This is a genomic window from Achromobacter pestifer, from assembly GCF_902859625.1.
Taxonomy (GTDB): domain Bacteria; phylum Pseudomonadota; class Gammaproteobacteria; order Burkholderiales; family Burkholderiaceae_B; genus Achromobacter; species Achromobacter pestifer.
Genome location: NZ_CADIJX010000002.1, coordinates 924,700 through 951,698 on the forward strand (window position 1 = coordinate 924,700; position 26,999 = coordinate 951,698).

General features: G+C 62.4%; 22 protein-coding genes and 1 pseudogene. 16 read left to right on the plus strand and 7 right to left on the minus strand.

All coding sequences use genetic code 11. The features are described from left to right. The first annotated feature begins 147 nt into the window (after positions 1 to 147). Positions 148 to 2,397, plus strand: a complete 2,250-nt coding sequence (locus tag HV753_RS11040) for a TonB-dependent receptor (protein WP_175174475.1) — start codon at positions 148 to 150, stop codon at positions 2,395 to 2,397. A gap of 71 nt (positions 2,398 to 2,468) precedes the next feature. On the opposite strand, the gene HV753_RS11045 is transcribed toward HV753_RS11040, so the two are convergent. Together HV753_RS11045 and HV753_RS11050 are read right to left on the minus strand one after the other, a co-directional pair. Then, the gene (locus HV753_RS11045; protein WP_175174476.1) at positions 2,469 to 3,863 is read right to left on the minus strand and encodes a HAMP domain-containing sensor histidine kinase; all 1,395 of its coding nucleotides are present in this window, start codon (positions 3,861 to 3,863) and stop codon (positions 2,469 to 2,471) included. Then, positions 3,863 to 4,576 (minus strand): response regulator transcription factor, encoded by a 714-nt coding sequence (locus HV753_RS11050; RefSeq protein ID WP_175174477.1) that lies wholly within the window; start codon positions 4,574 to 4,576, stop codon positions 3,863 to 3,865. Before HV753_RS11050 ends, HV753_RS11045 begins: the two co-directional genes overlap by 1 nt. Before the next feature lie 211 nt (positions 4,577 to 4,787). On the opposite strand from HV753_RS11050, the gene HV753_RS11055 reads away from it, so the two are divergent. Genes HV753_RS11055 through HV753_RS11075 form a run of 5 tightly spaced genes read left to right on the plus strand, consistent with a single transcriptional unit; the run spans position 4,788 to position 10,573 of the window. Next, the gene (locus tag HV753_RS11055; RefSeq protein WP_175174478.1) at positions 4,788 to 6,809 is read left to right on the plus strand and encodes a ligand-gated channel protein; all 2,022 of its coding nucleotides are present in this window, start codon (positions 4,788 to 4,790) and stop codon (positions 6,807 to 6,809) included. Positions 6,810 to 6,858: 49 nt separating this feature from the next. Continuing rightward, on the plus strand, positions 6,859 to 7,809 hold the full coding sequence (locus HV753_RS11060) for a siderophore ABC transporter substrate-binding protein (protein ID WP_175174479.1): 951 nt from the start codon (positions 6,859 to 6,861) through the stop codon (positions 7,807 to 7,809). A gap of 46 nt (positions 7,810 to 7,855) precedes the next feature. Next, positions 7,856 to 8,833, plus strand: a complete 978-nt coding sequence (locus HV753_RS11065; protein ID WP_175174480.1) for an ABC transporter permease — start codon at positions 7,856 to 7,858, stop codon at positions 8,831 to 8,833. Positions 8,834 to 8,882: 49 nt separating this feature from the next. Further along, entirely contained in the window at positions 8,883 to 9,818 is a 936-nt protein-coding gene (locus tag HV753_RS11070; RefSeq protein WP_175174667.1) for an iron chelate uptake ABC transporter family permease subunit, read from the plus strand. Beyond that, positions 9,815 to 10,573 carry an iron ABC transporter ATP-binding protein gene (locus tag HV753_RS11075; protein ID WP_175174481.1) on the plus strand — a complete coding sequence of 253 codons (759 nt, stop codon included), beginning with the start codon at positions 9,815 to 9,817 and terminating at the stop codon, positions 10,571 to 10,573. The genes HV753_RS11070 and HV753_RS11075 overlap by 4 nt, the downstream gene beginning before the upstream one ends. Positions 10,574 to 10,619: 46 nt before the next feature. Here HV753_RS11075 and HV753_RS11080 read toward each other — a convergent pair whose 3' ends face one another. The 3 genes from HV753_RS11080 to thiM form a co-directional block, all read right to left on the minus strand. Then, positions 10,620 to 11,840, minus strand: coding sequence for an MFS transporter (locus HV753_RS11080; protein WP_175174482.1), 1,221 nt, complete (start codon positions 11,838 to 11,840; stop codon positions 10,620 to 10,622). 153 nt (positions 11,841 to 11,993) lie between these two features. Further along, the gene (locus HV753_RS11085; protein WP_425485890.1) at positions 11,994 to 14,072 is read right to left on the minus strand and encodes a 5'-nucleotidase C-terminal domain-containing protein; all 2,079 of its coding nucleotides are present in this window, start codon (positions 14,070 to 14,072) and stop codon (positions 11,994 to 11,996) included. 159 nt (positions 14,073 to 14,231) lie between these two features. Next, entirely contained in the window at positions 14,232 to 15,053 is an 822-nt protein-coding gene (thiM, locus tag HV753_RS11090) for a hydroxyethylthiazole kinase (protein ID WP_175174483.1), read from the minus strand. 262 nt (positions 15,054 to 15,315) lie between these two features. Between thiM and HV753_RS11095 the strand changes: the two genes are divergently transcribed. The 8 genes from HV753_RS11095 to HV753_RS11130 all read left to right on the plus strand — a co-directional run bounded on the left by HV753_RS11095 (position 15,316) and on the right by HV753_RS11130 (position 23,519). Continuing rightward, positions 15,316 to 16,500, plus strand: a complete 1,185-nt coding sequence (locus HV753_RS11095) for an alpha/beta fold hydrolase (RefSeq protein WP_175174669.1) — start codon at positions 15,316 to 15,318, stop codon at positions 16,498 to 16,500. Positions 16,501 to 16,554: 54 nt separating this feature from the next. Beyond that, positions 16,555 to 18,258: an AMP-binding protein gene (locus HV753_RS11100; protein ID WP_175174484.1), complete on the plus strand. Its 1,704-nt coding sequence runs from the start codon at positions 16,555 to 16,557 to the stop codon at positions 18,256 to 18,258. Beyond that, positions 18,255 to 19,109 (plus strand): VOC family protein, encoded by an 855-nt coding sequence (locus HV753_RS11105; RefSeq protein ID WP_175174485.1) that lies wholly within the window; start codon positions 18,255 to 18,257, stop codon positions 19,107 to 19,109. The genes HV753_RS11100 and HV753_RS11105 overlap by 4 nt, the downstream gene beginning before the upstream one ends. Further along, positions 19,106 to 20,263 (plus strand): FAD-dependent monooxygenase, encoded by a 1,158-nt coding sequence (locus tag HV753_RS11110; RefSeq protein ID WP_175174486.1) that lies wholly within the window; start codon positions 19,106 to 19,108, stop codon positions 20,261 to 20,263. Before HV753_RS11105 ends, HV753_RS11110 begins: the two co-directional genes overlap by 4 nt. Further along, positions 20,260 to 20,724 carry an acyl-CoA thioesterase gene (locus HV753_RS11115; RefSeq protein ID WP_175174487.1) on the plus strand — a complete coding sequence of 155 codons (465 nt, stop codon included), beginning with the start codon at positions 20,260 to 20,262 and terminating at the stop codon, positions 20,722 to 20,724. The genes HV753_RS11110 and HV753_RS11115 overlap by 4 nt, the downstream gene beginning before the upstream one ends. Next, positions 20,721 to 21,473, plus strand: coding sequence for a maleate cis-trans isomerase family protein (locus HV753_RS11120; protein ID WP_175174488.1), 753 nt, complete (start codon positions 20,721 to 20,723; stop codon positions 21,471 to 21,473). The genes HV753_RS11115 and HV753_RS11120 overlap by 4 nt, the downstream gene beginning before the upstream one ends. Before the next feature lie 132 nt (positions 21,474 to 21,605). Then, positions 21,606 to 22,403, plus strand: coding sequence for a TetR/AcrR family transcriptional regulator (locus tag HV753_RS11125; protein ID WP_246288227.1), 798 nt, complete (start codon positions 21,606 to 21,608; stop codon positions 22,401 to 22,403). A 168-nt stretch (positions 22,404 to 22,571) separates the two neighbouring features. Continuing rightward, complete coding sequence (locus HV753_RS11130) at positions 22,572 to 23,519, plus strand: Bug family tripartite tricarboxylate transporter substrate binding protein (protein WP_175174490.1); 948 nt, start codon at positions 22,572 to 22,574, stop codon at positions 23,517 to 23,519. A gap of 74 nt (positions 23,520 to 23,593) precedes the next feature. Here the strand turns inward: HV753_RS11130 and HV753_RS11135 are convergent, their stop codons facing one another. Next, positions 23,594 to 25,033: an NAD-dependent succinate-semialdehyde dehydrogenase gene (locus HV753_RS11135; RefSeq protein WP_175174491.1), complete on the minus strand. Its 1,440-nt coding sequence runs from the start codon at positions 25,031 to 25,033 to the stop codon at positions 23,594 to 23,596. A gap of 289 nt (positions 25,034 to 25,322) precedes the next feature. Beyond that, entirely contained in the window at positions 25,323 to 26,078 is a 756-nt protein-coding gene (locus tag HV753_RS11140) for a sulfite exporter TauE/SafE family protein (RefSeq protein ID WP_217481456.1), read from the minus strand. 131 nt (positions 26,079 to 26,209) lie between these two features. Between HV753_RS11140 and HV753_RS31290 the strand changes: the two are divergent. Both HV753_RS31290 and HV753_RS11150 read left to right on the plus strand, forming a co-directional pair. Further along, positions 26,210 to 26,410, plus strand: a pseudogene (locus HV753_RS31290) (GMC oxidoreductase); the annotation flags it as partial. 85 nt (positions 26,411 to 26,495) lie between these two features. After that, positions 26,496 to 26,945 (plus strand): DUF6389 family protein, encoded by a 450-nt coding sequence (locus HV753_RS11150; RefSeq protein ID WP_175174493.1) that lies wholly within the window; start codon positions 26,496 to 26,498, stop codon positions 26,943 to 26,945. The last annotated feature ends 54 nt before the right edge of the window (positions 26,946 to 26,999 follow it).

Below are 26,999 nucleotides of genomic sequence, written 5' to 3' on the forward strand. Positions count from 1 at the left end.
TTTCTAAGATTTTTCTCGAAATCGTCAAATAGCTGAATAAATTCTGACAAATAGTTGAACATCAAAATAGCAATGCCTATCATTGCGGTTCCTATAAATTAGAAACGTGTTTACAGCTTTGCTGCGGGGCAGGCTGTAGGAAACCCAATGAAAAAGACCATTGCTACTGGCGCAAGCGCCGGAGGTACGAGTTCGTCCTCAATTTATGTCGCCATGTGCGGCGCCCTGATGTCCCCCGGGCTGGCCTTGGCACAGGGCAGCGCCGCGCCGGGAACGGTTCATCAGTTGTCGCCGGTGCATGTGCAGGGACAGGCGGTCAGTGATGGCTACGAAGCCAATGTCGCGTCATCGCCCAAAATGACGGCACCGCTGCTGGACACTCCCCGATCCGTTACGGTGATCACCGAGCAATTGATGCGTGATCGCGCCGCAACCTCCCTGATGGACGTTCTGCGTACGGCGCCAGGCATTACTTTCGGGGCTGGCGAAGGCGGCACGCCCACCGGCGACCGACCGTTCATCCGCGGCTACGAGGCCAGCACGGACATGATGGTCGACGGCATGCGCGACCTGGGACGTTTTTCGCACGAGACGTTCAACCTGGAATCGGTGGAGATCCTGAAGGGCCCCAGTTCCGCGTACTCGGGTCGCGGTTCGACCGGTGGCAGCATCAACCTTGTCAGCAAGAGTCCCAAACTGGAGAACTTCGCCGAAGGCACGGTGGGTTTCGGTACGGATGACAACTGGCGTGTCACGGGCGACGGCAATTGGGCGTTCAGCGACAGCTCGGCCTTCCGCCTGAACGTCATGAAGCAAGGCGGCGATGTGCCGGGCCGCGACCATGTGGAAACCGACCGCTGGGGCGTGGCGCCGTCCTTTGCCTGGGGGTTGGGCACGCCGACGCAAGTCACGCTCAGCTACTACCACCTGCAAAATGACGATACGCCCGATCTGGGCATTCCGTTCAAGAACGAATCCCGCCCGGGCCGCGTGACGCCGCCCAAGGTTGATCGGGACAATTATTACGGTGTGATCGGGCGCGACTACCGCAAGAACCAGGCCGACATGGGCACCTTGATGGTCGAGCATAAGTTCAGCGACAAGCTGAAGCTGCGCAACGGGACGCGCTATAGCGAATCCCGCAACGAATACTCCATGACGCGGCCTTCGTTCGACAACTGCGCGGCGCGCGTGGGCGGCAGGCCCAACAGTGCCTATGGCGTGTCGCCATGCTCGACGGAGGCTCCTGGCCTACAGATCAGCAAAGCCCTGCGGACACTGAACCAGACCAACCGGTCGTTCATCAACCAGACTGACCTGTTCGGTGAGTTCACCACGGGTAGCATCCGTCACAGTTACGCGGCCGGCCTGGAATACAGCACCGAGAAGATCATCAAGCGCGATGGTCTGCCCACCGGCGGCTACGACAAGACGCTGTTGGACGATCTGTACAGCCCGAACCCGCACCAGGCCTATACCGGCAGTTTGAGCTGGGGTCCGAAGTACGACGCCGCCAAGACCTCCACGCGGGCCGCCTATGTGTTCGACACCATCAAGTTCAGCGAACAATGGGAAACCAACGTGGGCCTGCGCTACGACAACTACCGCGTGTCCAGCGGCGGGGTGGAACGCACCGACGACATGTGGAACTATCAATTGGGCCTGGTCTACAAACCGGCGCCCAATGGCAGCATCTATGTGTCTTACGGCACATCGTCCAATCCGTCGGGTGAAACGGCGGGGCAGTCCGGGGGGGCGGACGGCGCGGCGGGCGGGCGCCTGACGGCTGGTACGGCCGGGTTGGCACCTGAGAAGAGCCGCAGCGTGGAACTGGGCACCAAGTGGGACATGTTCGACGAGCGCCTGTCGCTGACGGCGGCCGTGTTTGAAACCCGCAAGACGGACGCGCGTTCCGCAGACCCGATCACGGGCGATGTGACGCTGGCGGGCAGCAACCGCGTGCGAGGCATCGAGCTAAGCGCGGCAGGTTCGATCACGCCGAAGTGGCAAGTCTGGGCGGGCTACAGCTACATGGACCCGAAGGTGACGAACTACACGAGCGGCGGCACGGACTTCAGCGGCAATCAGATGAAGTTCATCGCTCGTCAAAGCGCCAGCCTGTGGACCACCTACAAACTGCAACCGCAACTGACGGTAGGCGCGGGCGCCACGTATACGGGCAAGCGCTATGTGGATGATGCCAACATCTATCAACTGCCTTCGTACTGGCGTTACGACGCCATGGCGGCCTATCAGTTCACCAAGAACTTCGGCTTGCAGCTCAACCTGAACAACCTGACCGACGAGACGATTTACGAGGCGTCGCACGTGGGCTTGTTCAGCTATGTCGCACCCGGACGCTCGGCGATGCTGACCGCCACGTTCCGCTACAACTAAGCGTGATGGCGGCATGGGGGCCTTGCATGCCTGCAAGGCCCCCATGCCGTCTGGGCTGCGGGGATGACGAGCTATTCGGCTTCCCGCGGCAATTCAATCCTGACGCTCAACCCTTGCGGCGAGACATTGCGAGCCGAGATCCGGCCCTTGTGGGCGGCGATCGCGGCTTGCGCGATGGAGAGTCCCAGGCCGGCACCGGAACCCGGAACCGTCGAGCCGGACGTGACCCGGAAGAACGGCTCGAACAGGGATTCCAGATTCGCAGCGGGCACGCCTGGGCCACGGTCTTCGATTTCCAGGCAGACCTCGCGGGCGCCGACCAGCAGCCGGACGCGAATCGCGCTATGCGCGGGAGCGAAGCGCAGGGCGTTGCGCAACACGTTTTCGATGGCGCTGGCCAGACTGTCGCGGTCACCGAGCACTGGCACGGGGGCGGGAGAGTCCCAGAGAATGCGCACTTGTTGTTCGCCGGCTTCGTAGCGGGCGTCTTCCACGACGGCGGACACGATGTCCGTCAAGTCCAGCATGTCGCTAGGTTCGGGCTGGGCGCTCAGGCGGGCCAGTCGCAGCGTGCTGCCGACCAGGGTATCCAGGCGCTCGCATTCGCGTTCGATGCGGTCCAGCTGCACATCCTGGCGTTCGTCCTTGCGCCGCGCCAACTCGGCGGCCAACCGTAGCCGCGCCAGGGGCGAGCGCAGCTCATGCGCGATATTGCGCAGCAGCTGTTCGCGCGTATCGACCAGGGCCTTGAGGCGATCCGCCATTGCGTTGAAATCGCGCGCCAGCAGGCCAAGTTCGTCCTTGCGTCTTGCGAGCTTGGGCGGCGTCTGCGCGTCCAGATGGCCGGCGGCCAGCGCGTGCGTCGCGTGCCGCAATTGCGTCAGGGGGGCGGTGACGTGACGGGTTAACGCCCAGCAAAAGGGAGCCGTGACCGCCAGCGCAAAGAGCAAGAGCGCCAGCGCCACGGGTGACAGGCCCAGCACCTCCCAATGCGACGAGTCAAAGGGCAAGAACAGCATCAACAACTCGGAACCGTCGGGTAGCGCCAGCAACTGCGGCTGCCACCAGGAAACCCGTTCGCCAAGCGGGTCGGGCTGAAGATAGTCTGCTTGGGGGGATCGTTCAGTGGCGGCGCGGTACGCGCTTAGCCAGTCGTGCATGCGGGCGGGCAAGGTCCGGCCCAGAATCTCGGTGTCGCGGGTGTCCAGCACGTAAATCTTGAGTGCCGAGTAACGGCTGTCCATCGCTTCGACCCAACGTTCCAGGCCGGCCATGCCATGGGTGCGCGCGACTTGCCGGGCGTCATGCGTCAGGCTGGCTGGATTCAAGCCGTCCAGCGAATTGATCCGATACCAGGCGACCGTTGCGGTAAACAGCATGCCGCACACCAGAATGATGGTCATGGCGCACCAGAACGTCAGGAACGCGCGCCAGAAAAGCGACCGGGTGGGGAACGGCCAGCGCATCAGGCCGCGCCCGCCAATACATAGCCCAAGCCACGCAGATTGCGGATCGACAGGGTGTCGCCGGAGGCATCCATACGCAGTTTCTTGCGCAAGGTGCTGATGTGGGTGTCGATGCTGCGGTCGTAGCGTTCGGGCCGGCGGCCCAGTGCGTACATGCCGATCTGTTCTCGGGCGATGACCTGGCCGGGCGCACGCATCAGCAGTTCCAGAATGCGTTGCTCGGCGCCTGTCAGCGGGATGTCTTCGTCGTCCAGCCGGACGCGGCCGCTGACCGGATCCAGCGACAGCGGTCCCAGCGTCAGGCTGGGCTTGGTGGTTTCAGGCACTTCCTCGAAACGCCGCAGCACGGCGGTGATGCGGGCTTGCAGTTCACGCGGGCTGAAGGGCTTGGCCAGGTAATCGTCGGCGCCGAACTCCAGGCCCAGCACACGGTCGGTCTCGCTGCCATGCGCAGTGAACATGATGACCGGACGGCGTGAGCGCTGCCGGTATCGCTTCAGCAAATCCAGGCCGTTGCCGTCAGGCAGCATCAGGTCCAGCAGGATCAGGTCGTAATCATCCTGCGCCAGCAAGGCCACGCCTTGGGCGCCGGTATGGGCCAGGGTGAGCAGGCACTGATTGGGTTCGAGGTATTCGCGCAGCATCTGCGCCAGTTCGATGTCGTCGTCGATGAGCAGGATACGGCGCGTAACGACTGAATGAGAAAAGGACATCCGTATTGAGTGTTCCGCACTGGGTAGTTTGGCGCATTGCCGCGCTGCCGAGTGTCAAGAAGTGCGAAGAAAGTAAAAGTTGGGGAAAGGCGTTTGCCGGCTCCCGTTACCCTCAATTCTAATATGAGAATGGTTTTCATTAAGAAATAAGAGGCGGAACGCTGGCGCACACGGGGTGCGTCGCGGTTTCGGTACGGGAGAAGTCGGAATCATGAGCAGTAACGAAATGGCCCTGGGTGGCCGCATGCGGGTGTCTCGCACGCAATTGGCCGCGGCCTTGTGCGCAGCAGGCCTGGGCATGGGCCCGGCGGTGGTTTGGGCGCAAAGCGCTGGAGCTGCCAAGACCATGGACACCGTCGTGGTGACGGCCAGCGGGTTTGAGCAGCAGATCCAGGACGCTCCGGCGTCAATCAGCGTGATTACGCGCGAAGATCTGGACAAGAAGTTCTACCGCGACGTGAATGACGCGCTGCTGGAGGTGCCGGGCGTCATCATCACGGGCGGCGGCGACCGCCAAGACATCAGCCTGCGCGGCATGGGCCCGCAATACACGCTGATCCTGATCGACGGCAAGCGCCAAAACTCGCGCGAAACCCGCACCAACTCGGATTCCTCTGGCGTGGAAGGCGGCTGGACGCCGCCGCTTGCGGCCATCGAACGCATTGAAGTCGTGCGCGGCCCGATGTCGTCCCTGTACGGCTCGGACGCCATGGGCGGGGTGATCAACATCATCACCCGCAAGGTGCCCAGCGAGTGGGGCGGTGAAATCCGCATGGACACCACCATCCAGGAAAGCAATAAGTCCGGTGATATCTACCAGGGCAATTTCTATCTGGCGGGTCCGATCAAGAGCGATCTGCTGGGCTTGCAGATCTATGGCCAGGCGTCGCAGCGTGATGAGGACGATATCGTCAGCGGCTTTCGCAAGCGCAATTCGGACAGCGTGACGGCCAAGCTGGCACTGACCCCGAACCGCGACCACGACATCGTGCTGGAAGCCACGGCGATGCGCCAGAAAATCCAGGAAACGCTGGGCAAGACGGTTGCGCCGTTGGCGCCGGGCGTGGCTTGCGGGCGCAATGGCTGCCCCGCTTCGTCGCAGACGGACTACCGCAGCAATAAATGGGCGCTGTCGCATACCGGGCGTTGGGGGTGGGCGGTGTCGGACAGCTATGTGCAGCAGGAAGAGTTCGACAACCGTTCGCGGCAGATGAAGATCAAGAACCTGAACCTGCAAACCAGCTGGACGTTGCCGCTGGGCTCGCACATGCTGAGCGTGGGGGCCACCTATCTTAGTCAGCGCCTGAACGATCAGACCGGCAACCAATTGGCGAATGGCCCCAACAAGGTTGACCGCTATCAATGGGCGTTGTTCGCCGAAGACGAATGGCGCCTGACGGACAGCTTTGCCGTCACCGCCGGCCTGCGCATGGACGAAGACGAGAATTTCGGCACGCACTTCAGTCCTCGCTTGTATGGCGTGTGGCACATGGCCGAACGGTGGACCTTGAAGGGCGGGGTCTCCACGGGCTTTCGCGCACCGGACCTGCGCCAGACGGTGGCGGGTTGGGGGCAGGTCAGCCGGGGCGGCAACATGTACGGCAACCCGGACCTGACGCCGGAAAAGTCGGTGACTGAGGAAATCGGCATCCTGTATGACGATGGTGAAGGCTTCAACGCCGGCCTGACCGTGTTCAACAACGACTTCAAGGACAAGATCACCCGTGTGGGTTGCCCGGCGTCGCAATGTACCGATGGCCCCAACCAGTTCGGAGCCAACCCCACGACCTACATGAACGTGGACAAGGCGGTGTCGCGTGGCGTGGAAGCCAGCATGAAGCTGCCGCTGGCCCGCGACTGGTCGCTGACCAGCAGCTACACGTTCACCAAGTCGGAACAGAAGTCGGGCCAGTACCAAGGCCAGCCCCTGAACCAGTTGCCCAAGCACCTGTTCACCACGACCGTGAATTGGCAGGCGTCCGACGCGATGCAAGCATGGGCGCGGGTGAACTATCGCGGCAAGGAAAGCCAGCCCATCACCAGCGCATCGTCGTCGTCGTTCATCGCGCCGTCCTACACCTTCGTGGATCTGGGCGGATCGTATGCGGTGAACAAGACCGTATCGGTGTATGCCGGCATCTACAACCTGTTCGACAAGCAGGTGACCTACGACGACTACGAGTTCGTGGAAGACGGCCGCCGTTATTGGCTGGGCGTAGGCGTGAAGTTCTGATCTTGACGAAGGGGGACGCTTGCGTCCCCCGCAACACGAAGAGGATCCTATGACGATGCAAGAAAAAATGGGCTGTGCCCGCCGGTGGTTGATTCAGACTGGCGTAGCCCTGACGTTGGGAGCGGCGACGACGGTATGCGCAGCGCAGACCACCGTGACGGTCAAGCATGCGCGCGGCGAGACCGCCGTGCCGGTCAATCCGACGAAGACCGTCGTGATGGACCTGGCCGTGCTGGACACGATGCAGGCACTGGGCGTGGAAGCCACGGGAGTGCCGACCGTCGCCAAGCTGCCGCCCCAGCTTGCCCAGTATGCCGATCAACGCTACCTGAAAGTCGGTTCGTTGTTCGAGCCGAACTACGAGGTCATCCATGCCGCTCAGCCGCAGGTGATCTTCGTGGCGGGCCGCTCCGCGCCGAAGTACGACGAATTGGCCAAGCTGGCGCCCACCATCGACCTGACGGCCAACGTCAAGGATCTGGTGGGCAGCGTGACACGCAATGCCGAGACGTTGGCGGCCATCTATGGCAAACAGCCGCAGGCCAAGGAAAAGCTGGAGGCGTTGCGCGCATCGATCTCGGCGCTGCAAGGCAAGGCCGCCACCGCCGGCACGGCGTTGATCGTGTTGACGACGGGCGGAAAGATGAGCGCCTACGGCCCCGGCTCGCGCTTTGGCGTGATCCATGACGCATTCGGCGTGAAGCCTGCCGCCACGGGGTTGAACGTGTCGAACCACGGTCAGGCGATCTCGTTCGAGTTCATTGCACAGACCAATCCCGATTGGCTGTTCGTGATTGACCGCGACGCCGCGATTGGTCGTGAAGGGGTGTCTGCGCAGCGCATGCTGGACAACGATCTGGTGCGCCCGACCAAGGCGTGGAAGAACAAGCGCGTGGTGTACCTGAACGGGTTCAACTGGTATTTGCTGGGTAGCGCCGGGCTGACATCGATGCAGCAGAATGTGGACGAAATCGCTACGGCACTGACGCAAGGAAAGTAAGCGGCATGGATGTTGCGTGGAAGGGCCGCCGGTGAACAGGCGGCGGATGATCAGCGGTTGGGGCGGTCTGGCCGCCGTGTTGATGGCATTGGTGCTGTTGTGCGCGGTCAGCGTCAGCCTGGGCGCGGGCCAGTTGTCGCTGGCGGCACTGTGGGGTGGGGGCGAAGAGGCCGAGCGTGCTTGGCGTTTCCTGATGGTCAGCCGCGTGCCGCGCACGCTGGCCTTGCTGCTGGCCGGCATGTCGTTGGCGGTGGCAGGCCTGATCATGCAGATGCTGGTGCGTAACCGCTTCGTGGAACCGACGACGGCCGGCACCGTCGAGTCCGCGACGCTGGGCATCTTGGTCATCACCCTGCTGGCCCCCGATACGCCGGTGATCGGCAAGATGTTGACCGCCACGGTCTTCGCGCTGGCGGGTACGTTGCTGTTCCTGGCGCTGCTGCGCCGAGTGCCGTTGCGCACGCCGTTCATCGTGCCACTGATTGGATTGATCCTGGGCGGCGTGATTCACGCCGTGACCACCTTCGCGGCGTTTCGGTTTGACCTGTTGCAATCGCTGCACGCCTGGACCACGGGCGACTTTTCGGGCGTGCTGCGCGGGCGCTATGAACTGTTATGGATCGGCTTTGCGCTGGCATGCGCGGCCTATGTGGCCGCAGACCGCTATACGGTGGCGGGCATGGGCCGGGAGTTTGCATCCAACCTGGGCTTGAACCACGCACGCCTGACGCTGGTGGGCCTGTTGATTGTGTCGGCTATTTCCGCCGTGGTGGTGGTGACGGCAGGCGGCATTCCGTTCCTGGGGCTGATCGTGCCCAACGCCGTCAGCCTGGTGCTGGGCGACAACATGCGCCGGTCCATTCCGTGGGTGGCCGCGTTGGGAGGGGTCTTCGTCCTGGCCTGCGACATCATCGGGCGATTGGTGATCCATCCCTACGAAATACCCATCGGCACGGTCGTCGGCGTGCTGGGTAGCGTGCTGTTCCTGTGGCTGCTGCGTACGCGGAGGAACCGCCTTGGCTGAGACCTTGCTTGCGGCAACCGGCCGGCCTTCGCGGAACGCGCCGCAGCCGATGCGCCTGATCGTCTTGGGCGCCGTCGCGCTGATCTGCATCGTGGCGTTCATGACGCTGGGCGCCAATGGCCAATGGTCCTTCGTGCTCCCGTTCCGAGGCGGCAAGTTGGCGGCGATGTTGCTGGTGGCTTATGCCGTGGCTGTGTCATCGGTGCTTTTCCAGACCGTCACGCATAACCGCATCCTGACCCCCGCCATCATGGGCTTCGATGCGCTGTACGTGTTGATTCAGGCGGTCGTGGTGTTCGGCTTTGGGCAAGCGGCGACGGCCGCGAATCATCCGGTGGCGGCCTTTCTGCTGGAGGTGGGCGCCATGACCGCGTTTGCCTGCCTGCTGTTTCGTTGGCTGTTTTCCGATGCGGTACGCAGCCTGCATCTGATGATGCTGGTGGGCATTGTGTTCGGCCTGCTGTTTCGCAGCCTGTCCAACTTCGTGGTGCGTCTGATTGACCCCAACGAATTCCTGGTGCTGCAAGACCGCATGTTCGCCAGCTTCAATTCGGTGCGGGTGACGCTGTTGCCGATTGCGCTGGCCGCCGTGTGCGTGGCGACGTTTCTGATCTGGCACATGCGGCATCGCTACGATGTATTGGCGTTGGGGCGCGAGATCGCGGTGAACCTGGGCGTGGACTACCGTCGCAGCCTGATGCTGACGCTGGCCGCGATTGCCGTGCTGGTGTCGGTATCGACGGCGTTGGTCGGGCCGGTGACGTTCTTCGGCTTGTTGGTCAGTAACCTGGCCTATCAGGCGATGGGGTCCGACAAGCATCGATACACGATACCCGCCGCGACGCTGCTGAGCGTCATCTTCTTGGTCGGCGGCCAGACGCTGCTGGAACGGGTGCTGGGCCTGAATACCACCGTCAGCGTGGTGATCGAATTCGTGGGCGGCGTGATGTTCCTCTTCCTGATCCTGCGCAAGGGGCGCCGATGATAAAGATCCAACAACTTAGCAAGCAGTACGGCGACAGCGTGGTGGTCGATGGCGTCAGCCTGGAGCTGCCGGCCAACGGCGTCACCGCCATCATCGGACCCAACGGCGCCGGAAAATCGACGTTGCTGTCGATGATTAGCCGTCTGCTGCCGATGTCCGCCGGGCAGGTGCTGGTGGACGGGCTGGACGTGACGAAGGCGGACAGCCGGGAGCTTGCCCGCCGACTGTCCATCCTGCGCCAGGACAATCATTTGCCGTTGCGTCTGACGGTGAATGATCTGGTCGCGTTCGGCCGCTACCCGCATACCGGCGGCAGGCTGACGCTGGAAGACAAGACGCACATTGACCGTGCCATCGACTATCTGGATCTTGCGCCGCTTGCCGGCCGCTATCTGGACGAGATGTCTGGCGGACAGCGCCAGCGCGCGTTCGTGGCGATGGTGCTGTGCCAGGACACGCGCTATGTGCTGCTGGATGAACCGCTGAATAGCCTGGACATGAAGCATGCGGTCGCCATGATGGGCACCTTGCGCCGCGCCGCCGATGAGCTGGGCAAGACGGTCGTGCTGGTTCTGCACGACATCAACTTTGCATCCAGCTACGCGGATCGCATCGTGGCGATGCGGCAGGGGCGAATCGCGCATCACGGCACGCCGGCGGAATTGATCCGGCCAGACGTGCTGAGTCCGTTGTATGAACTGCCGATCGACGTGCATGAAATCGGCGGCAAGCGGATTTGCGTGTATTACCGCTAGGAACGGACAGCGGTCGGGGCGAGGCGGTCGGTTCCGCTGACGGTTGTCAGCGTGCCGACTCGGTACTGGCGACCAAACCGCCTGAGCGCGCGGCACGGTGGCGGCGTTCCAGCATGACGGCCCACAGCCATAGGGGCATGCTGCCGATGGCCAGGAGGCTGCCCACCCAGCCGGTCGAGGTCCAGCCAAAGCCCGCAGCAATCGCCAGACCACCCAGAAGCGGGCCCAGCGCGTTGGCGGTATTGAAGGCCGAATGGTTCAGTGCCGCGGCCAGCCCTTGGGCATCGCCGGCGACGTCCATCAATCGCGTTTGCAACACGGTGCCCAACGCGCCGCCCACGCCTACCAGGAACACGTTCAGCGTAATCAGCCAGACGTTGTGCGCCATCAGCGGGAATAGCGCCAGCACCACGGCCGACCAAAGCAGCAGCAGTCCAGCGGTGCGCATGACGGCTCGGTCGGCAAAGATCGGCACGACCATGTTGCCCACGGTCAGTCCAACCCCGAACGCGCTAAGCACGAATGGCACGGTCGTGGGCGCCACTTGCGTGACGGCGGTCAGGGTGTCGGCCAGATAGGTGTAGACCGAGAACAAGCCGCCAAAGCCGACCGCGCCGATTGCCAGCGTGATCCAAACCTGACCACGCCCCAGCGCGCTCAATTCGCGCAGCGGGCTGGCCTTGTGGTCAGCCGGCGTATCGGGTGCGTAGATTGCGACGCTGATCATGGTCAGCACCGCCAGCAGCGACACCAGGCCGAAGCTCCAGCGCCATCCGATCACCTGGCCCAACCAGTTGGCCAGCGGCACGCCGACGATGGTGGCGACCGTCAGGCCCAGGAACACACGGCCCACGGCGACGGTGCGGCGGTTGGCCGGAACCAGCGAACTGGCCACCAATGATGCGATGCCGAAATACGCGCCATGCGGCAGCCCGCTAAGAAAGCGGAAGAACAGCATCCAGTGGTAGTCGGGCGCGATCGCGCTCAGGCCGTTGCCGATGGCAAACAGCGCCATCAGGGCGATCAGCAGCCGGCGGCGAGGCATTCTTGCGCCCAGCACGGCAAGGATCGGGGCGCCCACCACCACGCCCAGCGCATAAGCGCTGATCACGTGGCCTGCGGTGGGAGCGTCGATGCCGAGCGACTGGGCGAAATAGGGCAGCAGGCTCATCGTGGCGAACTCGGTGGTTCCGATGGCGAAGCTGCCGACAGCAAGGGCAAGCAACACCAGCGCGGGCCGGTGCTGCGGGGAGGCAGGGTGAGACATGTGATTACAAGGGGGGGATTCGCTGAATGTTGCGGCGCAACAGCGTCATTGTAAGCACCCTAAGCTGTCATTTGAATGTCTGCGCTTGCGTGACGGCGCCAACCCACCCCCAGGGCGTCCCTGCATCGGGGCGCCCTGGGAGCCCTCCGTGGCCTACTGGCTGAGATCCACCGCGTACCGCGACAGTTGCGTCGTGGCGTCTGGCGTCGGGTCATACACCGAGACGTTGGTCACGCCATGCGCGACGGCCATCGGCAATGTGCCGGGCACTGACCAGAACACGACCGGGCCGGCCAGCGCGCCCAACTGCTTGAAGCGCCAGCTGCGGTCCAGGCCGAAGGTGGCGAGATCCAGCGTGGGGTTCTTCTTGATGTAGCTGATCAGCACGTCGCGGCTGGCGTCGGGGGCTTGCAGCACGATGTCGCCCTTGCCGCCAGCCAGGACCGGGAAGTCGCCGCCGCCGCTGGCGCGGTAGTTGTTCGTGACGACCAGGAACTGTGCGGCCGGATCCAACGGGGCGCCCTGATAGGTCAGCCCGGTGATGCGCGCACCCTTGGGTTGGCTGACATCGATCTGGTACTTCAGCGCATTGCCCGCGGCGTACAGCACATCGAAGTTGAACGTCGGGAAACTGGTGTCGACCAGGTCTTGCGGGGCGACCAGGCTGGGGTCGATCTGCTTGAACTGTTCGGCCGTCTTCTCCAGCCATTGGCGCACGATGTCGCCGTTGACCCGCACCACTTGCAGCGTGTTGGGATACAGATAAAGGTCGGCGGCGTTGTTGATCGCCACGTTGCCTTGTTTCACGAAGGTGAAGTCGCCCGGGCCATTGCGGCCGCCCTTGAACGGCGCGGCGGCCGACAGGATGGGCAAGTTACCGTAAGACGGGTTGTTCTTGGTGATGTAGTCCGTCAGGTAATCGATCTGCGCCATGTTCACGATTTGCAGCGCGGATACGTCGCCCGTCAGCGCGTAGTAGGTGGCCATGTCGAACTGGCTCTGGCCGATGGGCGTTTTCACATAGGCGATGGTGGCGGTGTGCTCGGCCTGCACCAACTGCTGCACGGCCGTGTCGGACGCCACATAGGTTGCCGGCGTGGCGCCGTTCTGGGCGGTCAGGCGCGTTGAGATGCGTTGGACGCTGGTGGCGTCTTTTTGCACTTTCCAGCCCTTGTCGTAAGAGAGCTTCAACGAGATCTGGCCCAGGTTGTTGCCCCATTGGCCGGCCTGAACCGCGGGCACGCCGTTGATCAATCCCTTTTCCAGATCGATGCCAGGCTGGCCCCGGAACTGGGAAGTGGCGCTGGTGTCGGGAAACAGCAAATGCTGGTGGCCGGTGATCAGCGCATCGATGCCTGGCACTTGGCTCAGATAGCCCGCGCCATTCTCCATCGACGGGCTATAGGCCGTCTTCATGTCAATGCCGCCGTGTGCTAGCGCCACGATCAGATCGGCGCCGGCAGCCTTCATTTCAGGCACGAAGCGTTGCGCGGTTTCCTTCCAGCCCGTGACTTCCACATGGCCTTCCAGATTGGCTTTGTCCCATTGCAGGATGGGCGGCGGCGCAAAGCCGATGACGCCCACCTTCAACGGAACGTCGATGGATTTACCGCTGGCGTCCGTGGCCTTGAACGTTTTGTTCAACAGCACCCAGGGCTTGAAGATGGGCTGCTTGCTGGCCGCCGAGACGACGTTGGCCGATACGAAGGGAAAGCCCGGCGCCGCACAGTCCTTGGCGCCGGCGGGATTGGTCTGCGCCGTGCCCTTGCCGATGCCGGCCAAGCCGAAATCCACATTCGTGATCTGCGACAGGAAAGGCAAGCCGTAGTTGAATTCGTGATTGCCCATCGTGCCCGCGTCGTAGGCCAGCAGTTTCATCTGCTTGTAGATCGCGATCATGTCCGAGCACTGCACGGGCGATACCAGCGCCTGGTAGTCGGAGAGGGCGGTGCCCTGGATGGTGTCGCCGTTATCGAACAGCAGCGTATTGGCGTACTGCTTGCGGGCATTGGCGATCAGCGTGGCGGTTCGGTCCACGCCATAGCTCTTGTCCTCGGCCAGCTTGTAGTAGTCGTAGCCCAGCACATTGGCATGCAAGTCGGTAGTGGCAAGAATGGCCAGGTCCAACGACGCGCCTTCCGGCACGCTGACTGCGGGCGGGGGAGTGACGGTACCGGTGTCATCGTCGTCGTCATCACCGCCGCAGCTGGCCAGACCGGCCACCAGCGCCATGCTGGCGGACACCGCAAAGAGTTTTCGTACGTGTGGATTCACCGTCTTTCCTTCTGGTTTGAAGGAAACTAATTTTGGGGACAGTGTGTGACCCGACGGTGACATGGGCAGGGGCACCGCGTAACGCGATGTTTTAGCCCGCAGTACTGGATGTGGGCGTCAGCGCAATGGCGATTCCCGGGTAAGGCTGTCGGTCTCCAAGGCCGCCAGCGTATCCAGGAAGCGCCAGGCAAAGGATCCCGGGCCTTCGGCCAGCGCGCCGGCGCGTTGGCCCGCGATGCCGAAGCAGGACAGGGCGGCCACGGCGGCGATGTAAGGATCGCCTTTGGACACAGCGGCGAAGGCGCCGACCAACGCCGTCAGCGCGCAGCCCGTGGCCGTGACGCAAGGCATCAGCGCGGAACCGCCCGTGACGCGCACCGAGCGCTTTCCGTCCGTGACGTAGTCCGTTTCACCGGTGACGGCGACGACCGTTTGGTGGGCCACGGCGATGGCCAGTGCGGCCTGTTCCGCCTGCGCCACGGAGTCGCGCGCATCCACGCCTTTGCTGGCGCTTCGGCCGCCGGCCAGCGCGATGATCTCCGAGGCATTGCCGCGGATGATGGCGGGGCGCAAGGCCAGCAATTGTTGGACGGCGTTGCGGCGGAAGGCGGTGGCGTGATGGGCCACCGGATCCAGCACCCAGGGCACGCCGGCCTGCCGGGCGGACGCGGCGGTCAGCAGCATGCTTTCCAGCCATGGCGCGGACAGGGTGCCAATGTTGATCACCACCGCGCCCGCCACACGCGCGAATTCTGGCGCCTCGTCCGTGGCATGCACCATGGCAGGGGACGCGCCCATCGCCAGCAGCACGTTCGCCGTGATGTTCATGGACACGAAATTGGTCAGGCATTGCACCAGCGGCGCGTCGCGCCGGACGGCGGCGTACAGGTCCTGGGATGCGTGGGCCAGGGCAGAGAGATCGAAGTGGGAATCAGCCATGCGGGGAAGGAATCAGGTTCAACGGGGGCCGAGAGGCCTGCGTATGGTCTGGCTGGGTGGGCAGGCTTGTCAAGCGAGGCGTTGGGGCCCATGTGAGTGCGCTGCGGGTGACAGGCAAGACGTCCAAAACTTTAATTGACACCGTAATAAATAAACAATAAATTAATTGCCATGGTGTTAATTAATGGAGAGGCACATGGCTGACATCGAAAACGCCGCCGTGACGGCCGGCATGCGCGGGGCCTCGTGGGACGCAGCGTTGATGCAGCGTCCGTACAAGGTGGTCCCGTATAGCCTGGGAACGGCGGATGGCCAACGCACGTTGGGTTTCCTGTTTACGGCGTCAGGAAAAGAGCGGACCGTTGTGTCGTTGATGCATCCACGCGAAATGTCGGTCACCCATTACATGGTGCCCGCCGTCCTGGACGCGGGTTGCGCATGTTGGGTGCAGGGCCCCCGTTCGATTGGCAATGACCTTCGCCTGGAGCATGAAATTGCGTTATTTGACGTGGCCGCCGGCATGCAGCACCTGCGCCAGCTTGGCTACGAGCGCATTGTCCTGCTTGGAAACTCTGGTGGCGCGGGCCTGTATTCGCTATACAACCAGCAATCACTTGTCAGCCCGGCCGAGCGCATCCCCAGGACACCGGCGGGCCGGCCCACTCATCTATCTGAACTTGCCATGCCGGCCGTCGACGGTTTGGTATTGCTATCGCCGCATCCGGGGCAAGGAAAGCTGCTGATGTCCGGCCTGGACCCATCCGTGGTCGATGAGCAGGATCCGATGCAGACCGATCCTGAATTGGACCCGTTTTCCGAAGCCAATGGTTTCGACCCACAAGCGGGGCGGGCGCATTACGACGCCGCATTTCTCCAAAAATATCGCGCGGCGCAAGGGGACAGGGTCGAGCGCATCGATCAGCGAGCAAGGGAGCTGTTGGCCGAAAAGCAGTCTGCCCGCGCCCAGGTCAAAGCAGGATCGCAGCGTGCGTCGGATCGGAAGCTGGCGGCGTTTGCGCCGATATTCCATGTCTGGCGTACCGATGCCGACCCTCGGGCATGGGACCCCTCGTTGGATCCTTCGGACCGAAAGATTGGATCGCTGTGGGGCAAGGACCCGTTTGTGTCGAATTGGGGTAGCGTTGGTTTCGCTCGGGTCGTCACCCCGGAATCCTGGCTGTCGACGTGGTCCGGCCTTTCTTCCAATGCTTCACTGGAACGGACGTTGCCCGCCGTGTCGCAGCGAACGCTGCTGCTGGAATACACGGGTGATCAATGCACCTTTCCAACGGACATCACGGCAATCTTCGAGCAGATCGGCGCGTCGGCCAAGACACATGTACGGGTGCGCGGCAATCACCACGGCATGGCGCTGAGCAAGGACGAACCCGCAGGCCGAACCGTGGCGGCCCGGCATCTGGTGGAGTGGCTGCGCTCGTACTTCTAAGACGAGGCGGACCAAGGGATAGGAGACACGCCTGTCTGGGCGTAAGAGGAAATTATGTCGAGTTTGGAAAATATCCTGCCGGCTGAGCGATTGGACGGGGTGCGCTACCCCGACGAGGTCCGGTTGAATGCGTATGTGCGGCAGGGCGTCCTGACGCGAGAGACCTTGGTAGGCGGATTCCGCCAGGCATTTGTCGACCATGCGGATCGCCTTGCCCTGGTGGGGCCGGATGCGGAATACACATACCGCGAACTGGACGAGCGCAGCGACCGTCTGGCCGCGGCGCTCCTGGATCTGGGCCTGCGGCCGCTGGACCGCGCAATATTCCAGTGCGGCAACAGTCATGAACTGCTGGTCATGTTCTGCGCCTGCCTGAAGGCGGGTGTCATCCCGATATGTTCATTGCAGGCATTTCGCAAGCTGGAGATCGAATACCTGGGGAATCTTGCGCAAGCGCGTTTGCATCTGGTTCAAGGCGATGATCCCAAGTTCGACGACGTGTCGTTTGCCGAGGAGATGCAGCAACACGTTCCGACGTTGAAGTTCGTGCTTCAAGCACGAGGCTGCGCCCGAGGGTCCGCCACAACCATCGACCAACTCATCCAGGCGATGCCGCTGGCGACGGCTCGAATGCGGCTGGCCGCGATCACGCACCATCCGTTCCAGGTTGCCGTGTTCCAGCTGTCGGGCGGCACGACAGGCGTTCCCAAGATCATCCCCCGTTTCCAGGCCGAGTATCTCTACAACATGAGAGCCGTGGCAGCGTGGAATCAGTACACGCCGGAGGATGTTCTGTTCTTCCCCACGCCGTACATGCACAACCTGAACATGGGGTGCTTTTTTGGCCCCTTCCTGCTTAGCGGCGCAAAGGTCACCGTGTGCCGTAGCCTGGATGACGCCACGCTTCAGGGCCTGGTAAGAACGTACCGGCCGACGTGGTTCGGAGTGGCCGGGCCCATCCTTACGCGCATCCTGCCTGAATTGAAGCGAGCCAGCCCGGATGAAAAAGCGCGTCGTCGCTTCATCACGCCACGTAATGCCGCAGGGATGAGCCGCACGACCGGTTCGCCGGTATTCCACATCTTCGGCATGACCGAGGGCGTAATCATGTTCGCGAAAGCGGGGGACTGCGCCGACGTGCTGGAGCATTCGGTGGGGCGGCCGGTGTCCACGCACGACGAGGTCAGGATCGTCGAGATTGGCACTGACGTGCCGGTGGAAGAGGGCCAGGTCGGAGAGGCATTGTTCAAGGGGCCGTACACGATCAGCGGCTATTACAAGTCCGAAGCTGAGGATGTCCACCGGTTTACGTCAGATGGCTTCTATCGATCCGGGGATTTGATGCGGCGCCAGACGTTTGGAAGCGATGCGTACTACTTCTTTTGCGGAAGAATCAAGGACGTCGTGGACCGTGGTGGCGAAAAAATAAACGCCGAGGAAGTGGAGAACGTCCTTAACGGCCATCCGGAGATATTGACTTCGGCCGTGGTGGCGATGCCCGACCCGGTCTACGGGGAGCGCGCCTGTGCCTTTGTCATTGCCCGGAATGCCGAATCGCAGTTGACGCTATCCATGCTTTGCAGCCATCTGCAAGCGGCCGGGTTGGCCAAGTTCAAGTGGCCTGAGCGATTGGAGGTCGTGGACGAATTCCCTTTGTCCGCGTCCGGAAAACTCAGCAAGAAGGCCTTGCGCAGTCAAATTGCCGCCATGCTACAGGCGGAGAACGGCCAGATCCCGAACGGAGTCGATTCCAAATGAAGACGTCTTTGCCCAATCTCTCGTCCATTCCTTCCGTGCGTCTGCATGGCGTGCATCACACGGCAAGGCCAACCTGGAAGCTCTCGGAAACAGTCCATTTCTATCGTGACCTCTTGGGGCTGCCGCTTGTGCATGCGATTTCCGCGAAAGGGTGGGGGCCAGAGAATCATCCTGACTTCCTGCACTTCTTCTTTGATAGCGGGGACGCCAGCACGATTGCATTCTTCTACTACATCGGCACGGACAGGCCAGAACGGTTGGTCCCGACAGACCACTATCAGGATCGTGCCACGCACACGGCCTGGCGTGTTGAGAGCGAGGCCGAGTTGCTGGAGTGGCGCGCGCGGGTGGAAGCAGTCGGTATCCCTTTGCGCTATCAAATCCGTCATGAAGTGATCGAGTCGATCTACTTCAACGATCCCAATGGCTATCCGATCGAGATAACGTGGCAGGTGCGTCCGTTCAGCAGGCAGGACGCTGATGACGCGAAAAACACATTGGAAGCCGCCATGCGGCTGGAAGAGGCGGGATTCAGCGCCATTGAACCCGTGTGGCAGGAAAAGGGCGCGGCCCTGGGCGCCAGTGCTGCTGGCAGGGCCGCCATCTACGTGCTGGATGTTCCCGAGTTCAAGGCTCTGCTGGAGGTGGCCAACGCCACGCCGGGTTATTCCTCCAAATCTGCCGGCAACGGTTACGTGTGCATCGAAGGCTCTCCGGGGTTGGCATTTCAACGCAAAGCCCTTGGGTTCAAGCCGGCCGTTTGGTATGGAGCGCTGACGGGCGGCCTTGCGGGGCGCATAGAGCGTTTTGACATGGACGCATTGGTAATCGCGCCGCTGGAGCAGCCATGAAAGCCGCCATCATCGGAGGGGGCCCCTCGGGCCTGTTTCTTTCCATCCTGCTGAAGCGGGCCCAGCCGGACGCCAGTATTGCCGTGTACGAGCAGAACTCCGCCGATGCCACGTTCGGCTTCGGCGTGGTCATGGCCGACACGGGCCTTGCCCAATTGCGCCATGCCGACCCGCAAGTGTTCGATGCGTTGGCGGCGGCCATGCGTTTCAGTGATCAGCAGATCATCGTGTCGCGTGAGGCACCGATCACGATCAAGCGCCCGGGCAGCGGCGGCGCTATATCCCGCATCAAGTTGCTGCGGATTCTTGGCGAACGCGCGCGGGATCTAGGCGTGGACATCCGCTACGAGCAGCGAATTGAGAACTTCGCCCAATTGGATGCGGACGTGGTGGTGGGGGCGGACGGCATCAATTCACGGGTGCGCGATAGCGAAGCGGATGCATTCGACGTGCAGCGCGCGAGCCTGTCCAATCATTTCGCCTGGTACGGTGTCGCAAAGGCTTTTCCGTCTCCAAGCCTGGTGTTCCGCAAGCAGGGTGAAGGCTACTTCGTCGCACACTACTACCCATATTCGGAATCGATGAGCACGTTCGTTGCCGAGTGCGATCACCTGACGTGGCGGACCCTGGGCATGGAGACGATGAGCGCCGACGAGCGGCAAGCGGTGTTCGAGCGCGTCTTCGCCCCGGAACTGGGTGGGCACAATTTGGTGTCCAACCATTCCACCTGGCGCCAGTTCCCGGTTATCCGCGCGCGCAATTGGCATGTCGGCAATCGAGTGCTGATCGGCGACGCATTGAGCAGCGCACACTTCTCGATCGGCTCCGGCACGCGCATTGCCATGGAGGACGCGATTGCGTTGGCAAAGGCGCTGAATGCATCGCCGGACGATATTCCGTGTGCGCTTGGACGCTATGTCGACGAGCGGCAGCCGCAAAAGCAGAAGCTGATCGGAGCATCCGAAGCCTCCTTCAATTGGTACGAGAACATCCGCGGCTGGATGGATGCGTATGAACCTCAGGAGTTCGTGTTGCGATTCATGACGCGCACCGGACGGGTGGATATCGGAAGATTGCGCGAACAGTATCCCGCGCTGGTGATGGGTTTCGAGGCGGCAGGCCTGGTCCCCGCTCAGGCTGGGGCATCCTCATGAAAGCCACGGAAATGGTCTTGACGACCACCCCATTCGTCGTCCGCCGCGAAGTCCGTTGGGGAGACTGCGATCCCGCCGGCGTGGTTTACACGGGCCGCTTTCCGGAGTACGTGCTGGGCGCGGTTGCACTCTATACGGAGCATCTGGGCGAGGGGCGCCGATTGGGCGATGCGCATGGGGTGGGCACACCGTGCCGAGGCATGTCATTCGACTTCGTGGGCACATTGTGGCCAGGAGATGTGATCTTGATTGAATGCAAGATGGGCGCGATGCGGACGCGGTCATTCGATATTCAGGTCAACGCATGCCGGCCGGATGGTTCCGCTGTCTTTTCGGCAGTTTTTTCACCCATCTGCGTCCGCCAGGACGAGCGGATCGGGACGCCGATCCCGGCCGCTCTCCGAACGGTCCTGCTCCGCCACGGCGCCTATGAAACCCACATGAACGAAGGCTCGGCATGACCTACAAAATTGGCCAGATTGTTCCTAGCTCGAATGTCACGATGGAACGCGAAGTGCCTGCGATCTTTGGCGCCCGGATGGGGGCCTTGCCAGAGCGCTTTTCCTTTCACTCCAGCAGGGTGCGCATGCATCGCGTGGTGCCTGAGGAATTGCAGCGGATGAATAGCGACATGGGCCGCTGCGCGCTGGAATTGGCGGATGCCCAGGTCGACATCATGAGTACGGCATGTCTGGTGGCCACGATGTGCATGGGCCAGGGCTACCATCGACAGGCACAGCGCGAGTTGCAGGAGGCGCTGGCATCCATGCCTTGGCGCCCGGCCATCATGACGTCGGCTGGCGCCCTGGTGGATCAGTTGAAGGCGTTCGGCGCCAAGCGGATTTCACTGCTGGCGCCATATAGCGATGCCCTGACCCGGGTGGTCGTGGATTACATCGAGGCGGAAGGGATTCAGGTGAAGGACTTCCGGAATTTCTCCATCCTGGACAATCTGGAAGTCGGCAACCGGGACCCGCTTGCCTTGCTGGAGGACGTCAAGGCGCTGGATACCGCTGGCGTGGATACGGTGGTGCTGTCGGCATGTGTGCAGATGCCGTCACTGGCGGCCATTGAACGTGCCCAAGAAGCATTGGGCATCCCCGTGACGTCGACCGCCATATGCACGGCCCGGCAAATGCTGGCCCATCTGAATCTGCCGCTGGAAGCGCCGGGTGCTGGCGCCTATCTGGGAAGCCGCATCGGCTTGTAGCGCCGTGTCGAAGCGTGGGGTGGAGGCGGCGGTGGCATCGGCAGGCGCGTGGGGGCCACGCCAGGATATTTGCCAGGGAGGCAATAAAACCTTAGGATGCCTCCAACTCGTCAAACCTCCAAGAGTGCTGATATGGCCGCCACAAAAGGGCCCCCCACCAGCGAGGCCGCGCCGCGCAAGCGGGGCCGTCCGCCCAGGGTCGAATCGCCGATCAATGACCAGGCTACGCTCAGCCGCGCAACCATCATTGCGCGCGCGATTGCGCTTGCGCGCGAGACATCCCTGGATCAGATTTCGATGGTGCAACTCGCCAAGGACTTTGGCGTGGCGCCGGGGCTGATTCACTACTACCTGGGCGGGAGGGACAAGCTCATCTCGGGTGTGCTCAACAACTACTACCGCGAACGGCTCGTCAGGATGCCGGCGTTGACGGGCGACTGGCGGGCCGATGTCGAGACGATCGCGCGCGTCAGTCTCGCCTTCGCGGTTGAGAACCCTGGCGTGAGTACCTACGTCGCCTCGCACAACCGATTTCGCCTGTTCCAGGATGTCGAACCTGGCGAAACCGATTTCGGCGCGGCGTTCTTCAATCATGCGACAACGGCTTTCATGCAGGGTGGGTTTTCGGCCAAGCAGGTTGCCCTGGCCTATCACTTGCTTGCCCAGTTCCTGGTGGCAAGCAGCCGGGCCGAGGCGGCAAAGCAACTGCCTGTCTACCACCGCGACTTCATCCTTAGCCGTCTAGAGGCCATGCCTGCGGCGCAATACCCGGGCGCGCGCTACGTCAGTGAAGCGTTTTCCAGTTTGGACACGGAACTCGCGTTTGAAACCGGGCTTCAGATCCTGCTTGATGGGATCGCGAATTGGACAGGGAAGCCTGACGCCAAGGCTGCGCCCAAGCGCAAACCGCGCACCAGCAAGACGCCCTGAACCGGCCCGCAGGCGCGCGAGTCGTGCCGTGGTGTAAACCCTTATTTAACAGTCTATCAATTAAATTTATATTTAATTGATAGACTGTTAATAAGCTGCGCGCGAGGCAACTGCCGCGATGACGCCGCATAAGGAGACATCATGAGGCTTCATCAATGGTTGCTGGGAATGGCCGTGGCCGTGAGCTGCACGGCGTCGGTAGCGGCGCAGGTATCAAAATTTCCGGACAAGCCGGTCAGATTCATCGCACCGACCGCCGCAGGCAGCGCGCCGGACATCATTACTCGATTGATCGCCAACAAGCTGGGGCAGCGATGGGGGCAGCCCGTCATCGTCGAGAACCGGCCCGGCGGCAACGGGATCATCGGCATGAACGCGCTGACCCGAGCCGATTCGGACGGCTATACGCTGGCCATGTTCCATGCCGCGGCGGCGGTCACCACGCCATTTCTGTATCAGGCGGCGAAGTTCGATATCGAGCGCGATACCGATGTGGTGGCAACACTGGCTTATACGCCCATGATGCTGGTCACGACACCTGAGTCTCCCTATCGCACGGTCTCGGATCTTGTGGCGGCGGCAAAAGGGGGAGAAAGCTCGGATTTGGTGATCGGAAGTCCCACCCGAGGATCGATTCCGAGCCTGTCCGTGTATCTGATGGGGCAACTCAGTGAGCGCGATTTCCGGCAAGTCAGTTTCAGCGGCACGTCGCAGGCATTGCAGACGTTGATCAAAGGCGATATCCCGGTTTACATCGACGGCGTGGCTCCGCTTGTGCCACTGGTGCGGGCCGGCAAGCTGATTCCGATCGCGATGAGCGCGGATCAGACATTGCCCGGTTTTGAGAATATCCCGCTGATCAAGTCCACGTTGCCTGGCATGGTGACGTCAGGCTGGTTTGCCGTGTTTGCCCCGAAGGGAACGCCATCAGCCGTGTTGGAGTCGCTGAATATCGCGATCAACGATGTGCTGCGCGAGGCTGAAGTGCAAGGGCGTCTGGCGGAAATCGGGACTTTCCCAATGATCAAGAGCCGGCCTGATGCCGGGTCTTTTGTTCACGAGGAAAAAGCCAAGTGGGGAGGGGTCATTGCGAAGGCGCAAGTGAAGGCCGAGTAGAGGGGCCTCTTGCGCCTTAATGGCGCCGTGCCACGGGGCCGGCAAGGCGCCGAGCCCGTGGCACGTTGAAAGCGTTAGACGCCGACGATGGAGACAGCCTTCGTCACCAAGTAGGATTCGAGCGCTTCCGGTCCACCTTCCGAGCCATAGCCGGAATCCTTCACGCCACCGAACGGGAGTTCAGCGGAAGGCGTGGCGGGTTGGTTGACCCACAACATGCCGACCTCAAGCCGGCGGGACAACTCGTGCGCGGTCTTGATCGACCGCGTGAAGGCGTAGGCGGACAAGCCGAACGGCAGGCGGTTCGCTTCACGAATGGCTTCGTCCAGGGTTTCAAAGCTGCGGATCGCGGCGACCGGGCCGAAGGGTTCTTCGTTGAAGATGTCAGCGTCAAGCGGCACGTCGGTCAGGATCGTGGGCGCGAAGAAATTGCCGGCGCCGCCGACTCGTTCGCCACCCGTCGCAACGCGCGCGCCCTTTTCCCTGGCATTCTTGACGATCTTGTCCATGGCCGTCAGGCGGCGGTCGTTGGCCAGCGGGCCAAGCGTGGTGCCTTCGGTCAGGCCGTCACCCAGCTTGAGTTTTTCAGCGTGGGCGATGAAGGCTTGCTCGAATGCGGCCTTGACGTCCTTATGCACCAGGAAGCGCGTCGGCGAAATGCAGACCTGGCCCGCGTTGCGGAACTTCGCGCCGCCAGCGGCCTTGACTGCCAATGCCACATCGGCGTCCTCGGCGACGATCACCGGGGCGTGGCCGCCCAGTTCCATCGTGACGCGCTTCATGTGCAGGCCTGCCAGCGCCGCGAGTTCCTTGCCCACCGGCGTGGAGCCGGTAAACGTGACCTTGCGGATGATCGGATGCGGAATCAGGTAGCTGGAAATCTCGGCGGGCGACCCAAAGACCAAGCCCACGACGCCCTTGGGGATGCCGGCGTCGACAAAGCAATTGAGCAGGGCGGCGGGGGATGCCGGGGTTTCTTCGGGGGCTTTCACCAGGAACGAGCAGCCCGTGGCCAGCGCGGCGCCAAGCTTGCGCACGATCTGGTTGACGGGGAAATTCCACGGGGTGAACGCCGCGACCGGGCCGACGGGTTCCTTGATGACCAGTTGCTGCGCCGCCGGATTGCGCGACGGCACGATACGGCCATAGACGCGCAGCCCTTCGTTGGCGAACCAGTCGATGATCTCGGCGCCGGCAAGCACTTCACCGCGGGCTTCGACCAGCGGCTTGCCTTGCTCCTGGGTCAGCAGGCGCGCTACCGAGTCGGCGCGTTCGCGCAAAAGGGCGGCGGCCTTGCGCATGATGCCGCAACGTTCATGGGCGGACATGTCGCGCCAGGTCTCGAACCCGCGTTGCGCCGCTGCCAGGGCCAGATCCAGATCTTCGCGCTTGGCGCTGGCAACCTGGCCAATTTTCTTGCCGGTGGCAGGGTTCACTACGTCAATGCGCGCGCCGCCTTTCGCTTCGCGCCATTCATTATCGATAAGCAGGAGAGTGTCGGGGTAATCGGTCATGGGGGTTCCGTGAGTGCTGGGGTTGACGGCCTGTCAAGGATGTCCGAGCCAAGGAGCAGACCCATGAACCATGCACTGGCGGATTAGGCTTAGGGGCTTCGACAACCCCGGGCCTGGACATGGGCGCTCATCGCAAGAATCCGCGGAAACTGCTTCCTGGATTCATGTGGAAACAATGACTCTACGCCAAAAGTCTTGATGAATCCACCGCCCGGGGGCGGGTTGCGTGTCAGGGCCAGATCCGCTGCGGGGGTTCAGGATGCCGTAGGGTCCACCGCGCCCACCGGCATCAGGCCATGCGTTCCAGCAGGCGAGGGACCGAAGACGTCAACAGCGCCAGGCCGGAGGCCGTGAGCAGGCCCAGAACGATCTGCCGGAAACGCGCCTCGCTGATGCCGATGTAGAGTCTGGCGCCCAGCAGCGTGGGCACCAGCATCGCCGGCGCCACGATGGCGAATAGCGGCAGCATGTCGCGCGTGACGATGCCGGTGGACAGATACGTCCCCATCGTCACCAGCAGCACGGAAAGATTGAAATTCTGGATGACGGCGCGCTGCGCGTCCTTCTCGAAACCGCGCAAGGTGCACCAGAGCGTCGGTAGCGTGCCGGAGAAACCGCCGATTCCTCCAAGCACACCGCCCGCCAATCCGACCGTTCCGTCGGCCAGGCGGCCACCGGCCGTGATCTTGGGCAAGCGCTTGGCCAACAACATGGCTGGGCACCAGACGATCAGCAGGGAACCTAGAAGGGCCTTGAACCAATCCATGTCCAAATGCGGTAACAGCATGACCCCGATCGGGATGCCGACCAGCCCACCTAGTACGAAAGGCAGCAATTGCTTCAAGTCGAAGCCGCGCCGTACCGTGATGGCCGCCAGTATCTGCCCCACCAGCGCGCCGAATACCGCCAGCGTTGCGGCTACTCGCGGCTCCAACGCCCAGGCCCAGAACGACATGGCCACCAGCCCGAAGGCGAAACCGGACAAGCCCTGTACAAAACCCGCAACCACCGCACCCAGCGCCACCACCAGATAAACCGAATCCACCGTCATCCTCCTGTTCTTGTTGTGACCTCGCGCTGCTTGGGCGTAGGGCTGCGGGGATTGTGGACGATGTTGAACGGCGGAAAATCGTATTTCCGGATGGCCTGATACTGGATGTCTTATGGGGACTTGCGGGTGCAAGTGCGGGCGCACACGCCAGGAAGCCGACTCGAACAGCAGTGGACAGGCTGCGGGTTCAAGGGTTGCAGAATCTGCGTATCGCCGATGCGTCGGTCATGCCGTCAATGGTGTCGGGAAACATCCAGGCGGCCGTCATGATAGTGGCTGAAAAAGCGGCTGATTTGATACTGGCAGAGGTAGCATCCGCACCTTGATCCACGGTGCATGGTTCGGGCTATCGATCAGGTATATTGGCGCACCCATGCTTCTACGCGCACCACTTGAACAGGACCACAGCCGATGAATCTGCAAGAATATCAAGTGGCTCTTCGGCGCGTGCTCGACGGACATTCCGTCAAGGCGCAGGAAAGCCTCACGGCGCTGATCAAGGCGTTGCCTGAAAAGGCCCGCGAAATTCGCGTCGGCATCTTTCCGGACCAGGACGGCGAAGGCACGTTTTCGGTCGTGATCAGCCTTGAAGGCCCTGACCTGTATGTGCTGAACAAGGCAGTGGATGCGCATAGAACCTTGTTCGACGTCCGGCATACCTCAACCGGGGTAAGCCCCGCGGTGCCGATGTTCGGCGCGGCCAGCGCTGGCTTTGTCGTGCAGGACGCCATCGTCGATACGGCTGCGGACTGGGTCGAAGCACTATGGGAAAGCGTTGGCCGTGGCCAGTCACCGTTGCCGGGACTGATTTATGGCGATGACGACGCGGGCACGACGATGCCGCGCGCATTGCCAACTTGAACCTGCGGACGGCCAACGGGCGTGGATAGTCGCATTCATTCTTAGCGCCGCCCC

Excerpts from the sequence above, each read along its gene's own strand:
- thiM (WP_175174483.1), bottom strand. The coding sequence starts at position 15,053 with ATGGCTGATTCCCACTTCGATCTCTCTGCCCTGGCCCACGCATCCCAG.
- HV753_RS11080 (WP_175174482.1), bottom strand. The coding sequence starts at position 11,840 with ATGTCTCACCCTGCCTCCCCGCAGCACCGGCCCGCGCTGGTGTTGCTT.
- HV753_RS11130 (WP_175174490.1), top strand. The coding sequence starts at position 22,572 with ATGGCCGTGGCCGTGAGCTGCACGGCGTCGGTAGCGGCGCAGGTATCA.
- HV753_RS11045 (WP_175174476.1), bottom strand. The coding sequence starts at position 3,863 with ATGCGCTGGCCGTTCCCCACCCGGTCGCTTTTCTGGCGCGCGTTCCTG.
- HV753_RS11125 (WP_246288227.1), top strand. The coding sequence starts at position 21,606 with ATGGCCGCCACAAAAGGGCCCCCCACCAGCGAGGCCGCGCCGCGCAAG.
- HV753_RS11105 (WP_175174485.1), top strand. The coding sequence starts at position 18,255 with ATGAAGACGTCTTTGCCCAATCTCTCGTCCATTCCTTCCGTGCGTCTG.
- HV753_RS11135 (WP_175174491.1), bottom strand. The coding sequence starts at position 25,033 with ATGACCGATTACCCCGACACTCTCCTGCTTATCGATAATGAATGGCGC.
- HV753_RS11050 (WP_175174477.1), bottom strand. The coding sequence starts at position 4,576 with ATGTCCTTTTCTCATTCAGTCGTTACGCGCCGTATCCTGCTCATCGAC.
- HV753_RS11075 (WP_175174481.1), top strand. The coding sequence starts at position 9,815 with ATGATAAAGATCCAACAACTTAGCAAGCAGTACGGCGACAGCGTGGTG.
- HV753_RS11060 (WP_175174479.1), top strand. The coding sequence starts at position 6,859 with ATGACGATGCAAGAAAAAATGGGCTGTGCCCGCCGGTGGTTGATTCAG.
- HV753_RS11065 (WP_175174480.1), top strand. The coding sequence starts at position 7,856 with ATGATCAGCGGTTGGGGCGGTCTGGCCGCCGTGTTGATGGCATTGGTG.
- HV753_RS11100 (WP_175174484.1), top strand. The coding sequence starts at position 16,555 with ATGTCGAGTTTGGAAAATATCCTGCCGGCTGAGCGATTGGACGGGGTG.
- HV753_RS11110 (WP_175174486.1), top strand. The coding sequence starts at position 19,106 with ATGAAAGCCGCCATCATCGGAGGGGGCCCCTCGGGCCTGTTTCTTTCC.
- HV753_RS11150 (WP_175174493.1), top strand. The coding sequence starts at position 26,496 with ATGAATCTGCAAGAATATCAAGTGGCTCTTCGGCGCGTGCTCGACGGA.
- HV753_RS11070 (WP_175174667.1), top strand. The coding sequence starts at position 8,883 with ATGCGCCTGATCGTCTTGGGCGCCGTCGCGCTGATCTGCATCGTGGCG.
- HV753_RS11115 (WP_175174487.1), top strand. The coding sequence starts at position 20,260 with ATGAAAGCCACGGAAATGGTCTTGACGACCACCCCATTCGTCGTCCGC.
- HV753_RS11055 (WP_175174478.1), top strand. The coding sequence starts at position 4,788 with ATGAGCAGTAACGAAATGGCCCTGGGTGGCCGCATGCGGGTGTCTCGC.
- HV753_RS11120 (WP_175174488.1), top strand. The coding sequence starts at position 20,721 with ATGACCTACAAAATTGGCCAGATTGTTCCTAGCTCGAATGTCACGATG.
- HV753_RS11085 (WP_425485890.1), bottom strand. The coding sequence starts at position 14,072 with ATGGCGCTGGTGGCCGGTCTGGCCAGCTGCGGCGGTGATGACGACGAC.
- HV753_RS11040 (WP_175174475.1), top strand. The coding sequence starts at position 148 with ATGAAAAAGACCATTGCTACTGGCGCAAGCGCCGGAGGTACGAGTTCG.
- HV753_RS11095 (WP_175174669.1), top strand. The coding sequence starts at position 15,316 with ATGCAGCGTCCGTACAAGGTGGTCCCGTATAGCCTGGGAACGGCGGAT.